General features: G+C 72.1%; 19 protein-coding genes. 10 read left to right on the top strand and 9 right to left on the bottom strand.

From position 1 onward, the window contains the following. Positions 1 to 2: 2 nt before the first annotated feature. The gene (locus tag ABT186_RS19575; RefSeq protein ID WP_502973252.1) at positions 3 to 1,640 is read left to right on the top strand and encodes a DUF8823 domain-containing protein; all 1,638 of its coding nucleotides are present in this window, start codon (positions 3 to 5) and stop codon (positions 1,638 to 1,640) included. Here ABT186_RS19575 and ABT186_RS19570 read toward each other — a convergent pair. Further along, positions 1,597 to 3,645 carry a bifunctional glycosyltransferase 87/phosphatase PAP2 family protein gene (locus tag ABT186_RS19570; RefSeq protein WP_351225517.1) on the bottom strand — a complete coding sequence of 683 codons (2,049 nt, stop codon included), beginning with the start codon at positions 3,643 to 3,645 and terminating at the stop codon, positions 1,597 to 1,599. The two genes, ABT186_RS19575 and ABT186_RS19570, sit on opposite strands and share 44 nt — an antisense overlap. A 234-nt stretch (positions 3,646 to 3,879) precedes the next feature. On the opposite strand from ABT186_RS19570, the gene ABT186_RS19565 reads away from it, so the two are divergent. Beyond that, positions 3,880 to 5,016 carry a DUF2330 domain-containing protein gene (locus tag ABT186_RS19565; RefSeq protein ID WP_351926029.1) on the top strand — a complete coding sequence of 379 codons (1,137 nt, stop codon included), beginning with the start codon at positions 3,880 to 3,882 and terminating at the stop codon, positions 5,014 to 5,016. A gap of 107 nt (positions 5,017 to 5,123) precedes the next feature. Beyond that, positions 5,124 to 5,798 (top strand): O-methyltransferase, encoded by a 675-nt coding sequence (locus tag ABT186_RS19560; protein ID WP_351225513.1) that lies wholly within the window; start codon positions 5,124 to 5,126, stop codon positions 5,796 to 5,798. Positions 5,799 to 5,867: 69 nt separating this feature from the next. Here the strand turns inward: ABT186_RS19560 and ABT186_RS19555 are convergent, their stop codons facing one another. Further along, positions 5,868 to 6,263, bottom strand: coding sequence for an FHA domain-containing protein (locus tag ABT186_RS19555; protein ID WP_351225511.1), 396 nt, complete (start codon positions 6,261 to 6,263; stop codon positions 5,868 to 5,870). A gap of 119 nt (positions 6,264 to 6,382) precedes the next feature. Here ABT186_RS19555 and ABT186_RS19550 point away from each other — a divergent pair, with 119 nt between their 5' ends. Further along, positions 6,383 to 6,802, top strand: coding sequence for a DnaJ family domain-containing protein (locus ABT186_RS19550; RefSeq protein WP_351225509.1), 420 nt, complete (start codon positions 6,383 to 6,385; stop codon positions 6,800 to 6,802). Between the two features lie 62 nt (positions 6,803 to 6,864). On the opposite strand, the gene ABT186_RS19545 is transcribed toward ABT186_RS19550, so the two are convergent. From ABT186_RS19545 to ABT186_RS19530, 4 genes are all read right to left on the bottom strand, one after another. Continuing rightward, positions 6,865 to 7,185: a hypothetical protein gene (locus tag ABT186_RS19545; protein WP_351225507.1), complete on the bottom strand. Its 321-nt coding sequence runs from the start codon at positions 7,183 to 7,185 to the stop codon at positions 6,865 to 6,867. A 5-nt stretch (positions 7,186 to 7,190) separates the two neighbouring features. Then, on the bottom strand, positions 7,191 to 7,871 hold the full coding sequence (locus tag ABT186_RS19540) for a hypothetical protein (protein WP_351225505.1): 681 nt from the start codon (positions 7,869 to 7,871) through the stop codon (positions 7,191 to 7,193). A gap of 111 nt (positions 7,872 to 7,982) precedes the next feature. Continuing rightward, entirely contained in the window at positions 7,983 to 8,405 is a 423-nt protein-coding gene (locus ABT186_RS19535) for a nuclear transport factor 2 family protein (protein WP_351225503.1), read from the bottom strand. A 107-nt stretch (positions 8,406 to 8,512) separates the two neighbouring features. Next, positions 8,513 to 9,232 (bottom strand): helix-turn-helix transcriptional regulator, encoded by a 720-nt coding sequence (locus ABT186_RS19530; RefSeq protein WP_351225501.1) that lies wholly within the window; start codon positions 9,230 to 9,232, stop codon positions 8,513 to 8,515. Positions 9,233 to 9,337: 105 nt separating this feature from the next. Between ABT186_RS19530 and ABT186_RS19525 the strand changes: the two genes are divergently transcribed. Beyond that, positions 9,338 to 9,964, top strand: coding sequence for a dihydrofolate reductase family protein (locus tag ABT186_RS19525; RefSeq protein ID WP_351225499.1), 627 nt, complete (start codon positions 9,338 to 9,340; stop codon positions 9,962 to 9,964). A gap of 11 nt (positions 9,965 to 9,975) precedes the next feature. Continuing rightward, on the top strand, positions 9,976 to 10,467 hold the full coding sequence (locus ABT186_RS19520; RefSeq protein ID WP_502973251.1) for a GNAT family N-acetyltransferase: 492 nt from the start codon (positions 9,976 to 9,978) through the stop codon (positions 10,465 to 10,467). 140 nt (positions 10,468 to 10,607) lie between these two features. Here the strand turns inward: ABT186_RS19520 and ABT186_RS19515 are convergent, their stop codons facing one another. Continuing rightward, complete coding sequence (locus tag ABT186_RS19515; protein ID WP_351926027.1) at positions 10,608 to 12,707, bottom strand: DHA2 family efflux MFS transporter permease subunit; 2,100 nt, start codon at positions 12,705 to 12,707, stop codon at positions 10,608 to 10,610. A 181-nt stretch (positions 12,708 to 12,888) separates the two neighbouring features. Here ABT186_RS19515 and ABT186_RS19510 point away from each other — a divergent pair, with 181 nt between their 5' ends. Beyond that, positions 12,889 to 14,076 carry a peptidoglycan-binding domain-containing protein gene (locus ABT186_RS19510; protein ID WP_351926025.1) on the top strand — a complete coding sequence of 396 codons (1,188 nt, stop codon included), beginning with the start codon at positions 12,889 to 12,891 and terminating at the stop codon, positions 14,074 to 14,076. 29 nt (positions 14,077 to 14,105) lie between these two features. Here ABT186_RS19510 and ABT186_RS19505 read toward each other — a convergent pair whose 3' ends face one another. After that, positions 14,106 to 14,771, bottom strand: coding sequence for an HAD-IA family hydrolase (locus tag ABT186_RS19505; RefSeq protein WP_351926024.1), 666 nt, complete (start codon positions 14,769 to 14,771; stop codon positions 14,106 to 14,108). Positions 14,772 to 15,019: 248 nt separating this feature from the next. Further along, positions 15,020 to 15,601: a TMEM165/GDT1 family protein gene (locus tag ABT186_RS19500; RefSeq protein ID WP_351225489.1), complete on the bottom strand. Its 582-nt coding sequence runs from the start codon at positions 15,599 to 15,601 to the stop codon at positions 15,020 to 15,022. A 446-nt stretch (positions 15,602 to 16,047) separates the two neighbouring features. Here ABT186_RS19500 and ABT186_RS19495 point away from each other — a divergent pair, with 446 nt between their 5' ends. From ABT186_RS19495 to ABT186_RS19485, 3 genes are all read left to right on the top strand, one after another. Next, entirely contained in the window at positions 16,048 to 17,685 is a 1,638-nt protein-coding gene (locus ABT186_RS19495) for a DUF7800 domain-containing protein (protein ID WP_351926022.1), read from the top strand. 129 nt (positions 17,686 to 17,814) lie between these two features. After that, positions 17,815 to 19,734 carry an FAD/NAD(P)-binding protein gene (locus ABT186_RS19490; protein WP_351926020.1) on the top strand — a complete coding sequence of 640 codons (1,920 nt, stop codon included), beginning with the start codon at positions 17,815 to 17,817 and terminating at the stop codon, positions 19,732 to 19,734. Positions 19,735 to 19,820: 86 nt separating this feature from the next. Continuing rightward, positions 19,821 to 20,273 carry a DoxX family protein gene (locus ABT186_RS19485; protein ID WP_351225483.1) on the top strand — a complete coding sequence of 151 codons (453 nt, stop codon included), beginning with the start codon at positions 19,821 to 19,823 and terminating at the stop codon, positions 20,271 to 20,273. Positions 20,274 to 20,443 lie beyond the last annotated feature (170 nt).

The raw sequence follows: 20,443 nt of genomic DNA, 5'->3' as shown, positions 1-20,443 counted from the left end.
CCGTGGTCCCAGCCGAACTCACCGTTGTCCGGCCGGAAGACACGGCCACCGCCCGAAAAAACGGTCCCTGGCGTCCTTGGCGGACACTCCGGGAGCGCCACCGGGTACCGCTGCTCGCCACGCTCCCCACCGTGCCGCTGTACGCGGTGTGGTGGCTGTTCCTGGCCACCGGCGGCGGTGATCTCGCGGCCCAGGAGGCATGGGCCCAGTTCGCGGCCCGGGACGGCGGGTCGGCGTACAACCTCTTCTGGTACGGCGGGATGCACACCGCCAACTACAGCCTGATCTCCCCGTATCTGATGGCCGCGCTCGGCGTGCGCACCGTCACCGTGGTCTCCGGCCTGGCCGCCTCCTGGCTGGCAGCCGTACTGATCGTGCGCGCCGGAATCCGAAGACCCCTCGGCCCGGCGCTGCTCGCGTCGCTGGCGCTGTGGTGCAACGTGGCGTCGGGCCGCACGACGTTCGCTCTGGGCGTGGCCTTCGGGCTGGCGGCCTGTGTGCTGCTGACCGGGAAGCGGCGGCTCGCGCTTGCGGCGGTGTACGGGGCGCTCGCGACCATGGGAAGCCCGGTGGCCGGGTTGTTCCTGGCCGTGCTGGGGGCCGGCTTCCTGCTCGTACGGGACTGGGGGCGCGCCCTCGTACTGCTGCTGCCGCCGCTCGCGGTGGTCGCCACGACCACACTGCTGTTCCCGTTCACCGGCGAGCAGCTGATGCCGCCGGACCGCATCTACCAGCCCGCGCTGCTGGGGCTGGCCGTCGCGATGCTGGCCCCGCGCGGCTGGCGGGTCGCGCGGTGGAGCGGGGCCGTGTACGCGGCCGGGACCGTGCTCGTGTATCTGGTCCCCTCGCCCATCGGCACGAACATAGAGCGGTTCGCCGAACTGTTCGCGCCGGCCGCGCTGCTCGCGATGCTGCTCAGCGCGCCCCGGCTGCGGCTGCTGCGGCGCAATCTGCTGATCGTCGCGCTGGTCTTCTCCGTCGTCTGGGTGGGCCGCAAGACCGTCGACGATCTGCGGGTCTCCACCGCCGTACCGGCCTGGGCGGCGGACACCGGCGGCGTGATACGGGCCCTGGACGGGCTCGGCGCCGACCGCACCCGAGTCGAGGTCGTCCCGGCCCGCAACCACCGCGAGGCGACCGAGCTCGCCCCGCACGTGAACATGGCGCGTGGGTGGAACCGTCAGCTCGACGTGGAGCGCGGCCGTCTCTTCTACGACGGAACGTTCTCGGCGGCCACCTACCGCCGCTGGCTGGACCGCTGGGCGGTGGGCCTCGTCGTCCTGCCGCTGGGCAGGCCGGACGGGCCCGCCGAGGCCGAGGCGCATCTCGTGCGCGACCGCCGGCCGGACTGGCTGGAGCCGGTGTGGCAGGACGCGTACTGGCGGGTGTACCGGGTGCGCCACGCGGTGCCGTTGGTGTCGGCGCCCGCCACCGTCCTGCGTACGACGAGCGCCGAGATGGACGTCCGGGTGCCGCACCCCGGCCCGGTGACCGTGCGGGTCGCCTACTCGCCATGGCTGCGCGCCGAGGGCGGCTGCCTCACCCGGGAAGGCGAGTTCACACGGCTGACGGTCACCGCGCCGGGCACGTACCGGATCAGCTCGGAGTACGGTCCTTCACCAGCACCGGAGCACTGCTGACCTCGGCGGCGGCCACCGTCACCCGGGCCCGCGGCCCCTGGAGCAGATGGGTGAGCGCGAAGCCCGCGCCGACGACGGTCGCGCCGCCGACCGCGTCGAGTACCCAGTGGTTGCCGGTCGCCACGATCGCCGAGACCGTGAAGAGCGGGTGCAGCAGACCGAGCGCCTTCATCCACCACTTGGGCGCGAGGATCGCGATGGTCAGGCCGCACCACAGGGACCAGCCGAAGTGCAGTGAGGGCATCGCCGCGTACTGGTTCGTCAGCGCGGTCAGCGTGCCGTAGTCCGGCTTGGAGAAGTCCTGCACGCCGTGCACGGTGTCGATGATCCCGAGGCCCGGCAAAAGGCGCGGCGGGGCCAGCGGGTAGAGCCAGAAGCCGACCAGCGCGAGGAAGGTGGTGAAGCCGAGCGCCGAGCGGGCCCACCGGTAGTCGACCGGGCGGCGCCAGTAGAGCACGCCGAGGACGGCCAGCGGGACCACGAAGTGGAAGGACTCGTAGTAGAAGTCGAAGAAGTGCCGCAGCCACCCGGCCCTGACGACGGCGTGGTTGGCCCAGTGCTCTATGTCGATGTGCAGGAAACGCTCGATGGCGAGGATCTGGTCGCCGTGGTGCTCGGCGGTGACCCGTCCCGCCGCGTTGCTGTCGCCGGTCGCCGCGAGCCGGACCCGTTGGTAGGCGGCGTAGGTGACCCGGATCAGCAGCAGTTCGAGCAGCAGGTTCGGGCGGGTGAGGACCCGCCGCAGGAACGGCACCAGCGGGACGTGCCGCCGGCGGGCCGGGACGGGTTGCGCGTACTGCGTGGGGACCGGGGCCCGGTAGGAGGGGGCGGTGCGGGACAGGAACGGTACGAAGGTGGCGGCGGCGAGGGCCGCCGCCAGGACCAGGTTGTCGCGGAACGGTTCGAGCACCGCCACGTTCGGCAGCATCATCTTCGCGGGCAGCGTCAGCAGAAGGACGACGGTGACCGGCCACACGTACCGGTCCGAGGCCCGGCTGCCGACCCGGCCGACCACCGCGAGCAGCACCCACAGCAGCTGGTGCTGCCAGCTGGTGGGCGAGACGGCGACCGCGACGCAGCCGGTGACCGCGACGGCGAGCAGCAGCTGTCCGTCACGTGCGTACCGGATCGCGCGGCGCAGCCCGAGGGCCGCGACGGCGCCGCCCAGCACGAAGAACAGACCGATCTCCAGCGGCCCGGACAGGCCGAGCCTGAGCAGGGCGCCGTGCAGGGACTGGTTGGCGTGGTCGTAGGCCTTGCCGCCGAGGCCGGTGCCGGCCAGGTGGTGCACCCAGTAGGTGTACGAGTCGTGCGGCAACGCGGCCCAGGCGAGCGCGGTGCTCACGGCGAACGTGCCGACGGCCGAGCCCGCGGCGCGGCGGCGGCCGGTGAACCACAGCAGCGGCGCGAACAGCAGCACGGTCGGCTGGAGTGCGGCGCCCAGGCCGATCAGCAGTCCGCTCGTCCGCTCGCCGCGCACGGTGAAGCAGCCGAGCAGGACCAGGAGCACCGGGATGATGCTGGTCTGGCCGAGATAGAGGGCGTTGCGCACCGGCAGCGACAGCATCAGCAGGATTGTCGCGACGGGCGCGGCGAGCAGCGAGGTGCGCCGGGTCACCGGCTGTGGCAGGGCACGGGCCGCGATCAGACCGAGCGCGACGACGAGCAGCAGCGTGCCGAAGGTCCAGCCCCAGCCGAGGGCCTGCTGGGCGGCCCGGGTGAGTGGTTTGAGGACGAGTCCGGCGAACGGTGTGCCGGTGAACCGCGTCGAGTCGTACAGCGACCCCTTCACATGCAGGACCCCGTGGGGGCCGACCCAGGTCTCGAGGTCCGTCAGCCGTTCGCCCTGGGGTGTGCTCAGGACGACGGCGACCTGCCGTACCGCCAGGACGGCGGTGATCAGCCAGAGGCCGACGCGGGTCGCGTTCAGTCGTGCCTTCGCCTGCTCTGCGGCCCCCGCCCCGAAGGCATTGCCCACCTGCCCGCTGTGCTCCACATTCGCCACGCCCCGCTTGCCCTCCCGCCCCGTTCGTCCCGTGCGTCACGTGCGTATACAGCTGTGCGCACCCTATGAGGTTTGCAGCACCCCCGCTGTGAGACGCAAGCAACCTCTTCTTCACCTGACGTCCGCCCGGCTTTTGTCCGAATGACGACAGTGCGGGCCTGGAACCGTCCCCTCCGTCGCGCCGTCTGTGATCTTGTCGGTCCTGGCGTACGGCACAAGGAAGGGTCACGGGGGATGCGGGCAGGTCGGTTCGGGCGCGTGCGGGGGCGGGTGCTGGCCGTCGTCCTGACGCTGCTGGCGGTGCAGTTGGGCTCGCTGGTGGCACCGGCGTACGCCTGCGGTTGTGGCGCGATGGTGCCGGAGTCGCAGCGGCATGTGACGGTGAACCGCGAGGTGTCCGCGGTCCGCTGGGACGGCCGTCAGGAGCAGATCGTGATGAGCCTGACGGTGACCGGGGACGCACACAAGGCCGCATGGATCATGCCCGTGCCGCACCGGGCGACCGTGAAGCTCGGCGACCGTGCTCTTTTCGACCAGCTCGGCACGGCGACCGCCCCGGAGTACCGCACCCGCCACTACTTCTGGCCGCGCAACGGCGACTGGCCGTTCACGGGCGAGGACAGCACGGGCGCCCCTCCGGCGGCAGGCGCGGGGGCACCCCCGGTGGGCGTCGTGGGCCGTGAGCGGCTCGGCCCGTTCGACGTGGCCCGGCTGACGGCCACCGACGAGAACGCGCTCGGCTCCTGGCTGGAGGACAACGGCTTCCACCTCCCGCCCCGCCTGAACCAGGCACTGCGCCCCTACGTCGACCAGGGCTGGGAGTACGTGGCGATCCGGCTCGCCCCGCAACAGGGCGGGAGCGCCACCCTGGGCGGCGCCCTCGACCCGTTGCACCTCACCTTCGCCAGCGACCGGCTCGTCTACCCGATGCGGCTCTCGCGGCTGGCGAGCACCCCGCAGTCGCTCGGCCTGTACGTCCTGGCCGCGCACCGTATGCAGCCGCGCTCATCGATCGGCGGCGAGCGCCCGCAGGTCTCGTACGCGGGCCGGGTCACCAGTGCGTCGGGGGCCCTGGCGACCCTCACCGCGGGCGGTACGGACTTCCTCACCGCGTTCGACCAGGAGTTCCCCCAGCCGTCGCGGATCTCCGGCGACCACGAGCTGGAGCGGACGGCGGCGGACACGCCGTACCACCGGGTGATCTACACCGACACCCTGCTCAAGGTGGGCGGCGTCCCGGCGTGGCAGCTCACGGTGCCGGGAGTCCTGGTGGCATCGGCCATCGTGATCCTGGTGGCGGTCGTACGAGCCCGCAGGCGGCGTCCGGTGGTGCCTCCGCCGCCGGTGTACATCCCTCCTCCGATCGGCTGACATCTCACTCGATCGGGCGATATCCGCTGACAGCGCGCCCCGCCCCGGATATATTCGTTAGAGAGCCTACTTAGCCAGTCTAACCAGCCACATGAAAGGCATGGTGCATGAGCACAGCGCAAGAGCTCTGGGACGACGTCGACGCGTACTTCACCTCCCTTCTCGCCCCCGCCGACGAGGTGCTCACCGCAGCCTTGCGGGACAGCGACGCGGCGGGGCTGCCACCCATCAACGTGGCCCCCAACCAGGGCAAGCTGCTCCAGCTCCTGGCCCTGATCCAGGGCGCGCGCCGCATCCTGGAGATCGGCACGCTCGGCGGCTACAGCACGATCTGGCTGGGCCGTGCGCTCCCCGCGGACGGCCGGCTGATCACCCTGGAGTACAGCGCGAAGCACGCGGAGGTCGCCCGCGGCAACCTCGCGCGTGCGGGCCTGGACGGGATCACCGAGGTCCGCGTCGGCCCCGCGCTGGAGTCCCTGCCGAAGCTGGCCGAGGAGCGCCCGGCGCCGTTCGACCTGGTCTTCATCGATGCGGACAAGGCCAACAACGCCCACTATGTCGAGTGGGCCCTCAGACTGACCCGCCCCGGCAGCCTGATCGTGCTCGACAACGTGGTGCGCAGCGGCCAGGTCACCGACGCGGGCAGCGAGGACCCTGGCGTGCGGGGCACCCGGGCCGCGCTCGAACTGATCGCCTCGCATCCGGGGCTGAGCGGGACTGCGGTGCAGACGGTGGGCAGCAAGGGACACGACGGGTTCGCGCTGGCACGGGTGGTGGGCTGACGCCCGGAAACGCTCCTCGGCCGGGCGGGCTCCTTCTGGAGCCCGGGAGTCCGGAAGTCCGGGCGGCGCCTAGACCTCGTGGTAGAAGCCCACGTTGACACTGCGCGGTGCGGTGCGGTCCTGGATGATCAGCTCACCCGAGCCGCCGTGCGGCAGCCTGGCCGAGCCGCCGTAGGGCAGCGGCTGGGCCGGGTGCCCGGCCAGGGCCAGCAGTACATGGGAGGAGGGCTCGGCGTGCGTGCCACGCAGCCACGTGACCTGCCAGATTCCGTCCGGGCCGCACAGGAACTCCAGGTGGACGCGCGAGACGAACAGCCAGTCGTCCGGGGTCGCCAGCCGGCACACGGACTTGTCCCGGCCCACCCTCAGCACGCTGCCCGGCTCGCTGGGCGCGTCGGCCATCAGCATTCCGGCCGTCGCCCCGGCGTCCACCTCGGAAACCGAGGCCATGGTGAGTTCGAGCACGTGCGCTCCTCCTGAGTACGGCGGTTCAAGTGTCCTGCGGCCAAGTCCGGTTGTCGTACCGCGGCGGAATGATAATTCGCCCGATCGCCCCGTTGGGTGACGTCCGGCACAATGAACCCATGACCGAGCGCAAGCCACCCGGCGTCAGCTTCGAGTCCTTTGTCGATAAACAGATCCGCGACGCCCAGGAGCGCGGGGAGTTCGCGGACCTTCCCGGAGCGGGCGAGCCGTCACCCGCGGTCACGGACACGACGTACGACGAACTGTGGTGGGTCAAGCGCAAGATGGCCCGCGAGGGGCTCGCGGTCCTGCCGCCGACGCTGGCCCTGCGCAAGGAGGCGGAGGACACGTTGGCGGCGGCCGCGGTGGCGCCGTCCGAGCGGATGGTGCGGCGGCTGGTCGAGGACCTCAATGTGAAGATCCGCGACATGATGTTCAAGCCGCCGCCGGGGCCGCCTCTGGGCCTGAAGCCGTACGACGTCGAGGTGGTCGTCCGCGAGTGGCGCGAGCGCCGGGCCCAGCGCTCGGAGCCGCGCTGAGCGACAGGCCGGGCGGGGCCGCCCCCGGCCGACGACCCCGGGGACGGCCCACGGCCGATGGCTCAGATGCTCAGCAGTCTCTCGGCCGTCGAGCGGTAGTCGCGCAGAACCAGCCGCAGCTGTTCGGTGTCGTCGCCGCCCGGGTGCGGGTCGTCCTCGGTCTCCTGCCAGGAGGCCTTCAGCGTCCGCCGCCGCGCGGCCACGGCCTCCGCAAGCCGTGAGGCGACCTCCACCACGACCCGGTCGGCCTCTTCGACGGCCTCCCGTGGGTCGTCGACGAACTCGCCGACGGCGTGCTGCAACCGCAGCGCGAACCTGTCGCACTCCTCCCGCGACAGCAGCCGGGGCTCAGGCTGCGGGCCCTCCGGTGTCACATCAGTCATCACGCTCAGCTCCCCTTGGCATGCTGCTGCCGGTGGAAGGCCCACGCGAAACGGGACTGCCCCGCCGTGCGGGCGGGGGTCCCCGGGGGCGTCTTCGCCGTGGGGCTCTCCGGTTGCATGCGCGCGGGGGCCGCGAGGTCCTCGAAGAGGGCACGGGCCTCCAGCATGACCGCGCGCATCTCCTCCGTGCCGGCCCGGCTCTCGGCGGTGCCGGCGGTCGGGGCGTGGGCGGCCCGGTGCAGTCGGCGGTAGCCGTGGACGTGCTGGGCATGGTGCACGGACAACGCGTCGAGCTGTTCCTCGTAGCGACCGGCGTCGGGGAAGCCCCGCGCGCCCGCCAGCTCCGCGAGCAGCCGGTCCGCCTCGGCGACCGCCTCCCCCGGGGAGTCGACGAAATGCTCCTGCGCGGCCGCCCACCGCGCCGCGTACCGTGCGCACTCGGCCGGCTCCAGCGGCTGCTCGCGCAGCGAGCCGTACCGCTTGAGCCGCTCGGTGAGGTCGCGCTCGGCGGCCTCGGCGTCGCCGTCGTGCCGGGCCACTGTCCGCTCGTACTCGGGCCCGAAGCGGCGCCGGAGGCCTCCGCCTCCGAGTGGGCCCCGAGCACGCGGGGACACGGCGGCCGCGCCCGCGACGACGGCCGCCACGACAACAATCACGATCAGAGCGATGATCACGCCTGTGGACATGAATGCCTTCCGGTCTCTCGGCCCAGCGGGCCGTCTCCCGCCCGGGTTGCCCGGACGGGCGCCCCCAAACGAGCCGAGGACAACCGGAAGGCCACCCTCACCCGGCAGGCGTCACGGGGCGAACCGGCGCAGCCCGGTCACCGACCAGACGGCCGCGATCCGCCCTTCGACCACCTCGAACAGGTCGATCCCGCTCTTCTCCCGCGTCGCACTGTCCACGTCCTCCCCCGAGACGTACCAGCGGGACGCCACGCTGCCCTGCTCGGTGTCGACGAGAGGGGTGCCGTCGACGGCGTAGCGCAGATCGGGCCGCGTGGCCCGGAAGGCGGCGATGAACTCGACGATGCCCCGCGGGCCGTGGATCATGTCGGTTGCCTCCGCGCTGTCGGGGCTGTTGCCGAAGCGGATGCGGAAGCCGGGGGCGAGGAAGCTCTCCGGTTCGCGGAAGTCCCCGTTCCACAGGGCCGTCCAGCGCTCGAAGAGGGCGATGCCGGTTGCGGGGGTGAGGGTGCTGCCGGTCGTGGTCGGTGTCATGGCTGCGGCCTTTCGCGAGTGTCGGCCCGGCTACGGGCTCGTACGTCCGTCGGGAACGGGCACCAGCCTCGGCGGTGTACGCGACAACACCCTGTCGGTGATTGCCGTCACATTCCCAGCTCGGTCAGGGGCACCACGTCGGAGCCGAGCCGGTCGAGTTCGGACAGGTCGACGGGGCGGTGCGGGGACCGCTCGGCAAGCGCCTCGACCGCCCGGATCCGGTCCAGCCGGAAGCCGCGTACGGCCGCGCGCAGCCGGCACCAGGCGACCAGGTACCAGTGCTCGTCGCCGCCGAGGAAGACGAGCGGTTCGACCTCACGGCCGGTGACCGTGCCGGCCGCGTCGGCGTACTCCAGCCGCAGCACCCGTCCCGCCGACAGCGCCTCCCGCACGGGCCCGGGGACGGCCGGTTCGGCGGGCCGCGGCGGCCGCGAGGGCGGTATGAGCAGCCTCACGCGCCCGGCGAGCTCGGTCGCCGCCGCGCGCTCGCGCTGCGGCATCACCGCGAGCACCTTGTGCAGTGCGCTGCGCGCGTCCGCTTCGAACGGCGTGCCGTCCAGTGCGCGCAGCCCGGCGGCGAGCGCGGTCGCCTCCGCCGGGGTGATGGTCAGCGGCGGCAGGGTGCGCGCCGGGTCCAGTACGTAGCCGCCGCTCCGGCCCGGTTCGGCGTGGACCGGCACCCCGGACTGCTGGAGCGCGGCGAGGTCTCGCTCGATCGTCCGGACGCTGACCTCGAAGCGGCGGGCGAGCGTACGCGCGCTGCGCGGGCGGGGAGCGGCGGCACGCAACTCCTCGACCAGGGCGTACAGCCTGTCGGTGCGGTTCATGCGACCAGTCTCCGGATTTCGTGGGACGGGCGTGTCGATTCACGGCCGTCCCGTTCGACGCAGGGGTGGAGGGCGCAGGGGCCGCCCGGGAACAAGGAGGTTGTCATGGGTGAGGTCATCGCACGGCTGGCCATGTCGCTCGACGGATACATCGCGGGCCCGGAGTCGGGCCGCGAGCATCCCCTGGGCATCGGCGGGGAGCGGCTGCACTCCTGGGTGTACGGGACGCGCACGTTCCGGCGGATGCAAGGGATGGTGGGCGGCACGGGCGGTCCCGACGACGAGCTGCTCGCCGAGCACGTCGAACGGCCCGGAGCGGTGGTCATGGGCCACGGCATGTACATCACCGGGGAGATCCCGTGGGGCGACGAGCCGCCCTTCCACGCGCCCGTGTACATCGTCACCCACCACCCCCGTGAGTCGGTGGTGAAGAAGGGCGGCACGACCTTCCACTTCGTCACCGAGGGCCCCGGGCGCGCGCTGGAGCTGGCGCGCGAGGCGGCGGGCGACAAGGACGTCTCGCTCGCGGGCGGCGCGGACCTGGTGCAGCAGTTCATCCGGAAAGGGTGGCTGGACGAGCTGTTGCTGCATGTCGTCCCGGTGCTTGCCTGCGGCGGGCGGCGACTGTTCGACAACCTCGGCGACGAGCACATCGAGTGGCGGAAGACCCAGGTGCTGGACTCGCCGGAGGTCACGCATATTCGCTTGCGCAAGGTGGCCGCATCCGCCTGACAATGCCCGTCATGACCTGGATCATCGCCCCGGAACCCGTCGGCTCCCCCGTCGCCGCCGCCCTCTGGCGGGCGTACTACACGGAGGTCAGCGACCGGTGGTACGAGGTGCACGAGGGACGCACGACCGATCCGGACGAGCTGGAGCGCGAGATTGCGGCCAACGACGGCGACGGTCTGGCGCCGCCCCGCGGGGCGCTGCTGGTGGCCCGGCACGAGGGCGAGCCGGCGGGGACCGCGGGCGTACGGCTGCTGGACGCCGGGACCGCCGAGCTCAAGCGGGTCTTCCTGCGCAGGGAGTTGCGCGGCCGGGGCGGGGCCGCGCTCCTCGTGGGCGCCGCCGAGGGCACGGCCCGTGTGCTCGGCGCGCGGCGGATCGTCCTGGACACCCGCAACGACCTGGTGGAGGCCCGCGCCCTGTACGCCCGCCTCGGCTATACGGAAATCGAACCGTACAACTCGTCGTCGTATGCGGAGCACTGGTTCAGCAAGCAGCTGTCCTAGGTCCTGTCGTCAGACTCCCGTCGTCCACCCGGAGGGCGGGCCGGCGGCGTCATGGGGGTCCCCCCTGCTCGAGCGAAGCCGAGAGCTTGGCGGAGTGCGTGCCGGGCGTCGCCGGGCAGGCGGGAGTTTGACCACAGGGCCTAGGGCCGTCCCGTCGGCCGCGACGACGAACGGTCGCGCGGGCGTGGGCGTTCCGCGTCCGAGCCGCACATCTCCCTGTTCAGTTCCTCGACCAGCTTGCTCAGATCGGTCGGACGGTCCGGGCCCCACCAGTCGCCGAGCAGTTCGGCCAGGGACTCCTCGCGGGCCTTGGCGAGGCGTTCGGCGACCTCGCGGCCCTGCTCGGTGAGGACGAGGTCGAGCCCCTCGCGCACCGCCAGGCGCCGCTCCTCCAGCTGCCGCGCGGCGGCCAGGATGATGTGCAGCGGGACGGTGCTGCGCTCGGCGAGCACCCCGGGCTCGGCCCAGCCGTACTTCTTGATCCGCAGCAGCAGCCAGCTCGCCGCGGGCAGCAGGTCGTACCCGGCCCGCTTGGTGATCTTGTCGTAGACCTCCCGCCGCCCCTCGCGCGAGCCGAGCAGGGACAGTGCCCGGCACACCTCGTCGTACGAGGAGCGCTGCACCGGGTTGCTCGCCAGCGTCTCCGTCACGTCAGGCGCAGTCACCGAGCCCCGCAGTCTGTCCTCGCGCAGGAACCACGCCAGTACGAAGCCGAGGAGGGCGACGGGGGCGGCGTACAGGAAGACGTCGGTGATGGAGGAGGCGAACGCGTGCAGGACGGCGGGCCGTGCGGCGGCCGGGAGGGCCCGGATGCCGCGCGGGTCGGCCTTCAGGGCGTCCGGGGTGACCCCGGCGGGGAGCGACCGGCCGGCGAGCGCCGCCACGAGCTTGTCACCGAGCCGGCTCGCGAAGATCGTGCCGAAGACGGCCACGCCGAACGAGGCGCCGATGGAACGGAAGAAGGTGGCGCCGGAGGTGGCGACGCCGAGGTCCTCGTAGGCGACCGCGTTCTGCACGATCAGCACGAGGACCTGCATGACCAGGCCGAGGCCCAGGCCGAAGACGAAGAAGTAGCCGCTCATCTCCGCGGTGCTGCTGTTCTCGTCGAGCTGGTGGAGCAGGAGCAGACCGATCGTGGTGACGGCCGTGCCCGCGACCGGGAACACCTTCCAGCGGCCGGTACGGCTGACGATCTGGCCGGAGGCGGTGGACGACAGCAGCATGCCGACCACCATGGGCAGCATGTGCACGCCGGACAAGGTCGGCGAGATGCCCTGGACGATCTGCAGGAACGTCGGGAGGTACGTCATCGCGCCGAACATCGCGAAGCCGACGATGAAGCTGATGACCGCGGAGAGCGTGAAGGTCCGGACGCGGAACAGCTTCAGCGGGAGGACGGGTTCGGCGGCCCGGCGTTCGACGAGCACGAAGGCCACGAGCAGGACGGCGCCGAGGACCCCGAGGCCGATGATCTGCGGTGAGGTCCAGCTCCAGGTCGTACCGCCGAGCGAGGCGACCAGGACCAGGCAGGTGGCGACGGAGGCGATGAGGAAGGTGCCGAGGTAGTCGATGACATGCCGTTCCGCCTTCCTGGGGATCTGCAGAACGGCCGCGATCACGAGGAGGGCGACGACACCGACGGGCAGGTTGACGTAGAACACCCAGCGCCAGCTGAGGTGCTGGGTGAACAGGCCGCCGAGGAGCGGTCCGAGCACGCTGGTCGTGCCGAAGACCGCGCCGAACAGCCCCTGGTAACGGCCGCGCTCCCGGGGCGAGACGATGTCGCCGACGATCGCCATCGACAACACCATGAGCCCGCCGCCGCCGAGGCCCTGAAGGGCGCGGAAGGCGATGAGTTCGGGCATGTTCTGCGCCATGCCGCACAGCGCCGACCCGATCAGGAAGATCACGATCGCGGCCTGGAACAGCTTCTTGCGCCCGTACTGGTCACCGAGCTTGCCCCACAGCGGGGTCGCCGCGGTGGAGGCGAGCAGATAGGCGGTGACCACCCACGACAGATGCTCCAGGCCGCCGAGGTCGCTGACGATGGTGGGCAGCGCCGTCGACACGATCGTCTGGTCGAGGGCGGCGAGCAGCATGCCCAGCAGCAGCGCGCCGATGGAGATGAGGACGGAGCCGCGCACGCTCTCGTCGGCGGGGGCCGGGTGGAGCCTCGCGAGGGGCGCAACTTCGCCCGTTATGTCCGCCTCGCCCGCCCTGCCCTGCGTGTCATCGGTCATGAAGGCCTCCCGGGACGGTCCTACGACCTCCGCTCGTCCATCGTGCACTCCCATCGTGGTCGGTGTGGCCGGTTATGGCCTGTTGAGTACTGATGGGAAGGAGCGATTCCGGGGGCTCCTGGGAGATTCCGTGAGGGAGATCTGCATAATTTCTGGAATTCGGCGGGGAGGGGACCCACGCATGAACGGATCGAACGGACAGGCCTGCCCGGAGTGCGCCGCACCCCGGCGGCCGGACGGCACGCCGTCGTGCGGGTGCGCCCGACGGGCGTCCGACGCGCTCCGGGACGCGCGTACGGCGGAGGCAGCAGCGGCGGAGGACTTCGATCCGCTGCGGATACGGCCGTATGTGGAGTTGGGCGTCACCGCGACGGAGGCCGATGCGGCGCGGACTACGGCGCCCGACGAGACGATGCGCCTCACGGCCGTGTCCGAAGAAGCCGAGCGGTCCACGTCCGGCAGCGCTGACCGGTCCACGCCCGAGGGGGCAGAACGGTCCACGCCCGAGGGGGCAGAACGGTCCACGCCCGAGGGGGCAGAACGGTCCACGCCCGAGAGGGCCGAACGGTCCACGCCCGAGGGGGCCCATCGGTTCACCGCGGCGCCGGACGGGAACGAACGGTCCGCAAAGGACGCGGACGAGACCGTACGGATTGCGGCATCAGCGGGGGAGACCGCGCCACTCGGGGTCGCGGACGAGACCACTCCCCTCGCGGCCGTGCCCGGCGGCCCCGCCGCGCCCCCGCACTCGGACGACGAGCCGCCCCGGCGTCGGCGGCGCACTGTGCTGCTGGCCGTCGGCGGCGCGGTGGTCACGGTGGTGGCGGCCGCCGGGTTGGCCAGTGGACTGTTCACGTACAACCCCCCGGAGCGGGACGGGGCGCTGCCCGAGGACATCCGGGCGAGCGTGCCGGAGGTGTCGTCGCCGAAGCCGACGTCGGCACCGCCGTCCACGGCGTTCGCAGCGGCGCCCACGACGAGGGCGGCACCGTCCTTGCCGAAGGCGAGCCCGTCACCCTCGGCGCCGGCGTCGAGCGCGTCCCCGGCGCCGCCCGCCTCGGCCACCCCGAGCCAGCCACCGACGACCGTGCGGGCCACCGGCACGCTGTCGGCGACCCCGGGCAACGGCCAAGCCAAGCGCAGCGTCCAGGTCCTGAGACTCGGCGACCAGGGCCCCGAAGTCACCGAACTCCAGCAGCGCCTGCGCGAGGTGGGCCTCTACGCCGGCCCCGTGAACGGCAGTTACGACAGCCAGGTGGAGAGCGCCGTCCGCAACTACCAGTTCACCCGCGGCATCACACAGGACGATCCGGGCGTGTACGGGGCGGAAACGAGGGAGAAGCTGGAGTCGGAGACGAACCAGTCCTGAGGCGCCCCGGCGGGAGGCGCTCTCCCCGGTCAGCCGATGTGCAGTCGGATCGTCCCGTCCGCCGCCTCCTCCGCGCGGACCCGCGTGAGGTCCGGGACCAGGATGTCGGGGCGGTGCAGTCCGGCCCGGGGGCCCACGCCGACCACCCGCATCCCGGCGGCGCGCCCCGCGGCGATACCCGCGCCGGAGTCCTCGAAGACAACACAGTCCTCGGGGGCGACACCCAGTTCGGCGGCGCCCTTCAGGAAGCCCTCGGGGTCCGGCTTGCTCGCGCCCACGCACTCGGCGGTGATCCGCACATCGGGCAGCTTCAGACCCGCGGCCGCCATCCGCGCCGTGGACAGCGCCACGTCCGCCGAGGTCACAAGGGCGTGCGGGAGGCCGGCGAGGGTGGCGAGGAACGCGGCGGCGCCTGGGACCTCGACCACGCCGTCCATGTCGGCGGTCTCCTCGGCGAGCATGCGGGCATTGTCGGCGAGGTTCTGCTCCATCGGGCGGTCCGGCAGCAGGGCCGCCATCGAGGCATGGCCCTGGCGGCCGTGCACGACCTTCATCACCTCGTCGGCGTCCAGACCGTGCCGTTCGGCCCAGCGTCGCCAGCAGCGCTCGACGACGGCATCGGAGTTGACGAGGGTCCCGTCCATGTCCAGCAGAAGGGCACGGGCGGTGAGAACGGTCGTGGCCGTCATCGGCATGACTCCAAGGCGCGGGGAGGGGGCCGGCGAGCACCCCCGGGGACAAGGCGGCCCCGCCCGCCGGTCAGGGGAAGCGGGCGGGAGCCACTTTGTTCCTTCACGATACAAAACGGGTCCCGCTCGCGCCACCGCTGCCGACCTGCGACGAAGCCGACACCTGCGGCACGGCCATCGGAAGGACACCCGCGGGACACCGCGCGGACGCCGGGCGGACACCCCGCACCGGCACCCCGCCGCGCCCGCCACCGTCACGCCGCCACGGCCTCGTACAGGCTCCACATGCCGAGCCCCAGCATCAGCAACGCGGCGACCTTCGTGATCAGCCGCAGCGGCACCTTCTTCATCAGCGCCCTGCCGCCGACGATGCCCAGGCCCGCGACCGCCCACAGAGCGAGGACCGCACCGAGGCCCACCGACAGGGGATCGTCGTAACGGGCCGCGAGGTTCGCGGTCATGATCTGGGTGAGGTCGCCGAACTCGGCGACCAGGATGAGCATGAAGCCCGCCGTCGACACCTTCCAGAAGCTCTGGTTCTCGGGCCGGCGGATCTCCTCCTCGCCGTCGTCCTTCTTCATCAGCAGCACGGCGGCGCCGCCGAGGAAGAGCACACCGGTGATCGCGTGCACGATCTGCTGGGGCAGCAGGGTCAGCGCGCTGCCCGCCGCCACGGCGAGCACGACATGCAGCAGAAAGGCGGCGGCGACGCCGGCGAAGACGTACGAGGCGCGGTAACGCGTACCGAGGACGAGTCCGGCAAGGGCCGTCTTGTCAGGCAGCTCGGCCAGGAAGACGACGCCGAAGACGAGCGCCAGGACGGTGATGCTGATCAACTTTCCTCAATCGGTCGGGGCTGCCCCGCCGAGAGTGCTGTGACTGCTGCGACACCTCGGCACGGCAGCACACGGATCACCCGTGCCGTACGGCACGGGCGTGCACTGCTTGCCGAAGGTCTCGCTGGCCGATCCTTGCGGGATCCGCCTCCGGGCGCCGGCTCAGACGAGCTGAGCAGTATGTCGACGGTCCGGCGAAGAGCTACTCCCCTTCCACTCGGTCCATGGTACGCGACCGTCGACCCCTTGCTATGTCATGTTCACGTCATTACTTTCTTACCGAACGCACACCTCACCGCAACACACCCCCGCGAGCATTCCTTCGCCCGCTCCTCAACACCCCCACCCCGCGCTGCAGGGCTACCTCGCCAACTGCTGACGTCCGGAACCTCCCCGCTGACCTCCGTCGTTCCGTACCGTACGGGGCGACGGAGGAGGGGATCGCCGTGGCGAGACTGCGCCTGGGACCGCTGCTGAGATATGTGGACGGCTCGTCCGCGACCGTCTGGGTCGAGGCGAGCCGCCCGTGCACCGCCGAGGTGCGCTGCGCCGACGGCGCCCGCGGCACGGCCCGCACCTTCCAGATCGCCGGGCACCACTACGCCCTCGTCCCCGTGACCGGACTTGCGCCGGGCACTGCGCAGACGTACGAGGTGCTGCTCGACGGCACACCCGTGTGGCCGCTGCCCGACTCGCCCTTCCCACCCTCCGTCATCCGTACGGCCGACCCCGAGGTGGTCCGCGTCACCTTCGGCTCCTGCCGCTGGGCCGCCCCGCCCGTCGGCGAGAAGGACCCGGTGGGCCCCGACGCACTGGACACACTGGCGGCCCGCCTCGCCGCCGCCCCGGACTCCGAACGCCCCGATGTGCTGCTGCTGTTGGGCGACCAGGTGTACGCGGACGAGACGTCCCGGGCGATCCGCGACCGGATCGCCTCGCGCCGCGGCCTCGCCGACCCTCCGGGCAGCCAGGTGGCGGACTACGAGGAGTACACCTGGCTCTACCACGAGTCCTGGCTGGACCCCGAGATCCGCTGGCTGCTGTCCACGGTGCCCAGCTGCATGATCTTCGACGACCACGACATCATCGACGACTGGAACACCAGCGCCTCCTGGCTCGCCGGTATGCGCGCGACCGCCTGGTGGCGCGAGCGGCTGCTGAGCGGCCTGATGTCGTACTGGGTCCACCAGCACCTCGGCAATCTGTCCCCGGCGGAACTGGCCGCCGACCCGCTCTACGCCGCGGTGCGCGAGACTCCCGACGGCACGGACGTGCTGCGCGCGTACGCGGCCCAGGCCGACACCCACCCGGCCTCGGTCCGCTGGAGCTACCGCCGGGACTTCGGCCGCGTACGGGTCGTGATGCTGGACACAAGGGCGGCACGGGTCCTCGACGAGGACGGGCGGGCGATGCTGGACCCGGCCGAGGCGCAGTGGCTGCGGGAGCAGGCGCTCGGCACGCGCGACACCTGCGACCACCTCCTGATCGGCACCTCCCTGCCCTGGCTGCTCCCCCACCTGGTGCACGACGCCGAGGCGTGGAACGCCGCCCTGTGCCGCGGCGAGCGCGGCGCCCGCTGGGGCCGCTTCGGCGAGAACCTGCGCCAACGGGCCGACCTGGAGCACTGGGCGGCGTTCCCGGAGTCGTTCGAGGCGCTTGCGGGCCTTGTCGCCGAGGCGGGTACGGGGCCGGGGGCGCCGGCGAGCGTCTGCGTGCTGTCGGGTGATGTCCATCACGCGTATGTCGCCGAGCCCGAGTGGCCGGGCGGCGGGCCCGACGCCCGGGTCCTCCAGCTGACCTGCTCCCCCGTCCACAACTCCGTCCCGCTCTCCGTAAAGCTCGGCTTCCGCTTCGGCTGGAGCGGCCTCGGGCGCGCCCTGGGCCGCCGTTTCGCCCGACACGGGCGCAACCACCGCACAGCGCTCGACTGGCGCTGCACGGGCGGGCCCTGGTTCGGCAACCAGCTCATGACGCTGACCCTGCGCGGCCGCTCCGCCTCGCTGCGGCTCGACCAAGCGCGCCCGGACGGGACCGGAAAGGCGCGTCTGACGACCGTGGAGGAGTCCTCCCTGACCACCTCATGAGGGACATCCGGGGCGTGTGGGGCGCGCGTTGGCTTCCTTGGCCCACGAAGGCATGATGAGGCGGACCGTCCGCTTCCAGCGGGCGGTTCCGCTGCCCTGCGCCCCCCACATGCCCGGGAGTCACCCGTTTTGTCTGCCGTGACCGTGGAATCCGCGCCGGTCTCCCTCGCCCTCGTCGGCGCGGGCCCGCGCGGCACGAGCGTCCTGGAACGTCTCTGCGCCTCCGCCCCGGAACTCCTCGCGCCCGGCGTGCGGTTGACCGTTCACGTCGTCGATCCGGCGCCGCCGGGCCCCGGTCACGTCTGGCGCACCGCGCAGTCCCCGGAGCTGCTGATGAACACGGTGGCCTGCCAGGTGACGCTGTTCACCGACGAGAGTGTGGAGTGCGCGGGGCCGATCCGTCCGGGGCCGAGTCTGTACGAATGGGCACACGGGCAGGGTGGTGAGCAGGAGTTGGGGCCGGACGACTATCCGACCCGGGCCCAGTACGGCCGTTACCTTGAATGGGTGTTCACCCGGGTGGCGGGCGGCGCGCCGGACGCGATACGGGTCGAGGTGCACACCGCCCGCGCGATACGCCTGCTGGACGCCCCCGACGGCCGCCAGGCGCTCACCCTCTCCACCGGCCGCACCCTGACCGGCCTGTCCGCCGTGGTCCTCGCCCAGGGCCACCTCCCCACGGTCGCCGAGCCCGGCCTGCGGGAGCTCGCCGCGCACGCGGCCCGCCACGGTCTGCGCCACATCCCGCCCGCCAACCCGGCGGACATCGACCTCTCCCCGCTCGCACCCGGCGAACCGGTTCTGCTGCGCGGTCTTGGCCTCAACTTCTTCGACCACATGGCCCTGCTGACGACGGGCCGCGGCGGCCGTTTCGTGCGCACCGCCGAGGGGCTGCGCTACCGGGCCTCGGGCCGCGAGCCGCGGCTGTACGCCGGTTCCCGCCGCGGTGTCCCGTACCAGGCGCGCGGCGACAACGCGAAGGGTCCCTACGGCCGGCACACGCCGCTGCTGCTGACGGGCGAGGTGACAGCCCGCTTCCGTAAGCGCGCGGACTCGGGGGAGGCCCCGGACTTCCTGGCCGAGATATGGCCGTTGGTGGCGAAGGAGGTGGAGACGGTCTACTACGAGGCCCTGTTGGCGCGCCGGGCGACCGAACTGCCGGAGTTCCGGGACCGATTTCTCGCCACCGCTCACCGCAGCCCCGAGGAGGGCGCTCTCCTCGACGAGTCCGGCATCCCCCCGGCCGACCGTTGGTGCTGGGACCGCGTCTCCCGGCCGTACCTGGGACACACCTTCAACTCGCCCTCGCAGTGGCGTGATTGGCTGCTCGACCACCTCCGTGAGGATGCGGCGCAGGCCGCGCTCGGCAATGTCGAGGGGCCGCTCAAGGCCGCCCTGGACGTGCTGCGCGACCTGCGCAACGAGGTGCGTCTGATCGTCGATCACGCCGGTCTGTCCGGCGCCTCCCGCCGGGACCATCTGGACCGCTGGTACACCCCGCTCAACGCCTTCCTGTCCATCGGTCCGCCCAGGCGGCGCATCGAGGAGATGACCGCGCTGATCGAGGCGGGCGTCCTGGAGGTCGTGGGCCCGCTCCTGGAGGTACGGGCCGAGAGCGGGGCCTGGGTCGCGCACTCCCCCGACATCCCGGGCTCGACCGTACGCGTTCGCACACTCGTCGAGGCGCGGTTGCCGGAGCCGGATCTGCGGACGACCGCCGACGAACTCCTCGCCGGCTTGTTCCGCTCGGGCGAATGCCGTCCGCACACGGTGGACGGTTACGAAACCGGAGGCCTGGACGTGACACCGCGCCCCTACCGTCTGATCGACCGTCAGGGGATCGCGCACCCACGGCGGTTCGCGTTCGGCGTGCCCACGGAAGGCGTGCACTGGGTGACCGCGGCGGGCGCCCGGCCCGGTGTGGATTCGGTCACGCTGTCGGACGCCGACGCGGTGGCGCGAGCGGTGCTGCGTACGGCGGCGGCGGAAGCGGAACCCCGGGCGGAATCGGACCCGTTGAAGAATGTTGAACTTGCAAGCATTGATTAGGTCTGCCTAACCTAGGGGCCCCACTCGGTTTCCGTCCCCGGGACGCGTCCGTTCGCGGACCGAAACCAGGCCGAAGGAGCCCCCACATGACTGCACGCCTCGACAGCGCCCAGCCGTATGTCGTCGGCCTGTTCCGCATCGTCCTCGGACTGCTCTTCACCTGCCACGGCGCCGCCTCGCTGTTCGGCGTCCTCGGCGGCGCGGCGGGCACCAACGGCGGCACCGTCCCCACCGGTACCTGGCCGTTCTGGTACGCCGCCGTGATCGAGCTCGTCGCCGGCGCCCTGACGCTGGTCGGCCTCGGCACCCGCGGTGCCGCGTTCGTCGCCTCCGGCGCGATGGCGTACGCGTACTTCGATGTGCACCAGCCCGGCGGGCTGTGGCCGATCCAGAACGGCGGCGAGCCGTCGGTGATGTTCTGCTGGTCGTTCCTGCTGCTGGTCTTCACCGGCTCCGGCGCGTTCGGCCTCGACCGCCTCTTCGCCTCCCGCTCGGCCACCGCCGGGAAGGAGCGGGCCTCGAAGCCCGTCGCTGTCTGATCCGGCCCACGCGTACGACGGCGCCCACTCCCTGGTCCCGGGGTGGGCGCCGTGCGTTTGCCCGACCCCGGCGGGGCCGGGACCGCCTCACCGGCCCCCCGTGCATCACTTGTCACAACCGCCGCGTACGCTCTACGGCTGTCACAGGCCGCTCCTGCCGCCCCCCGCGA

It is taken from the genome of Streptomyces sp. NPDC001634 (assembly GCF_040298185.1).
In the GTDB taxonomy this organism is placed as follows: domain Bacteria; phylum Actinomycetota; class Actinomycetes; order Streptomycetales; family Streptomycetaceae; genus Streptomyces.
The sequence above is the reverse complement of the archived record's forward strand: the minus strand, read 5'-3'. Positions and strand labels throughout refer to the sequence as shown.

Coding starts and splice junctions, on each gene's coding strand:
- ABT186_RS19515 (WP_351926027.1), bottom strand. CDS start 12,707: ATGACCGATGACACGCAGGGCAGGGCGGGCGAGGCGGACATAACGGGC.
- ABT186_RS19535 (WP_351225503.1), bottom strand. CDS start 8,405: ATGACACCGACCACGACCGGCAGCACCCTCACCCCCGCAACCGGCATC.
- ABT186_RS19510 (WP_351926025.1), top strand. CDS start 12,889: ATGAACGGATCGAACGGACAGGCCTGCCCGGAGTGCGCCGCACCCCGG.
- ABT186_RS19525 (WP_351225499.1), top strand. CDS start 9,338: ATGGGTGAGGTCATCGCACGGCTGGCCATGTCGCTCGACGGATACATC.
- ABT186_RS19540 (WP_351225505.1), bottom strand. CDS start 7,871: ATGTCCACAGGCGTGATCATCGCTCTGATCGTGATTGTTGTCGTGGCG.
- ABT186_RS19530 (WP_351225501.1), bottom strand. CDS start 9,232: ATGAACCGCACCGACAGGCTGTACGCCCTGGTCGAGGAGTTGCGTGCC.
- ABT186_RS19550 (WP_351225509.1), top strand. CDS start 6,383: ATGACCGAGCGCAAGCCACCCGGCGTCAGCTTCGAGTCCTTTGTCGAT.
- ABT186_RS19505 (WP_351926024.1), bottom strand. CDS start 14,771: ATGCCGATGACGGCCACGACCGTTCTCACCGCCCGTGCCCTTCTGCTG.
- ABT186_RS19560 (WP_351225513.1), top strand. CDS start 5,124: ATGAGCACAGCGCAAGAGCTCTGGGACGACGTCGACGCGTACTTCACC.
- ABT186_RS19565 (WP_351926029.1), top strand. CDS start 3,880: ATGCGGGCAGGTCGGTTCGGGCGCGTGCGGGGGCGGGTGCTGGCCGTC.
- ABT186_RS19520 (WP_502973251.1), top strand. CDS start 9,976: ATGACCTGGATCATCGCCCCGGAACCCGTCGGCTCCCCCGTCGCCGCC.
- ABT186_RS19545 (WP_351225507.1), bottom strand. CDS start 7,185: ATGACTGATGTGACACCGGAGGGCCCGCAGCCTGAGCCCCGGCTGCTG.
- ABT186_RS19485 (WP_351225483.1), top strand. CDS start 19,821: ATGACTGCACGCCTCGACAGCGCCCAGCCGTATGTCGTCGGCCTGTTC.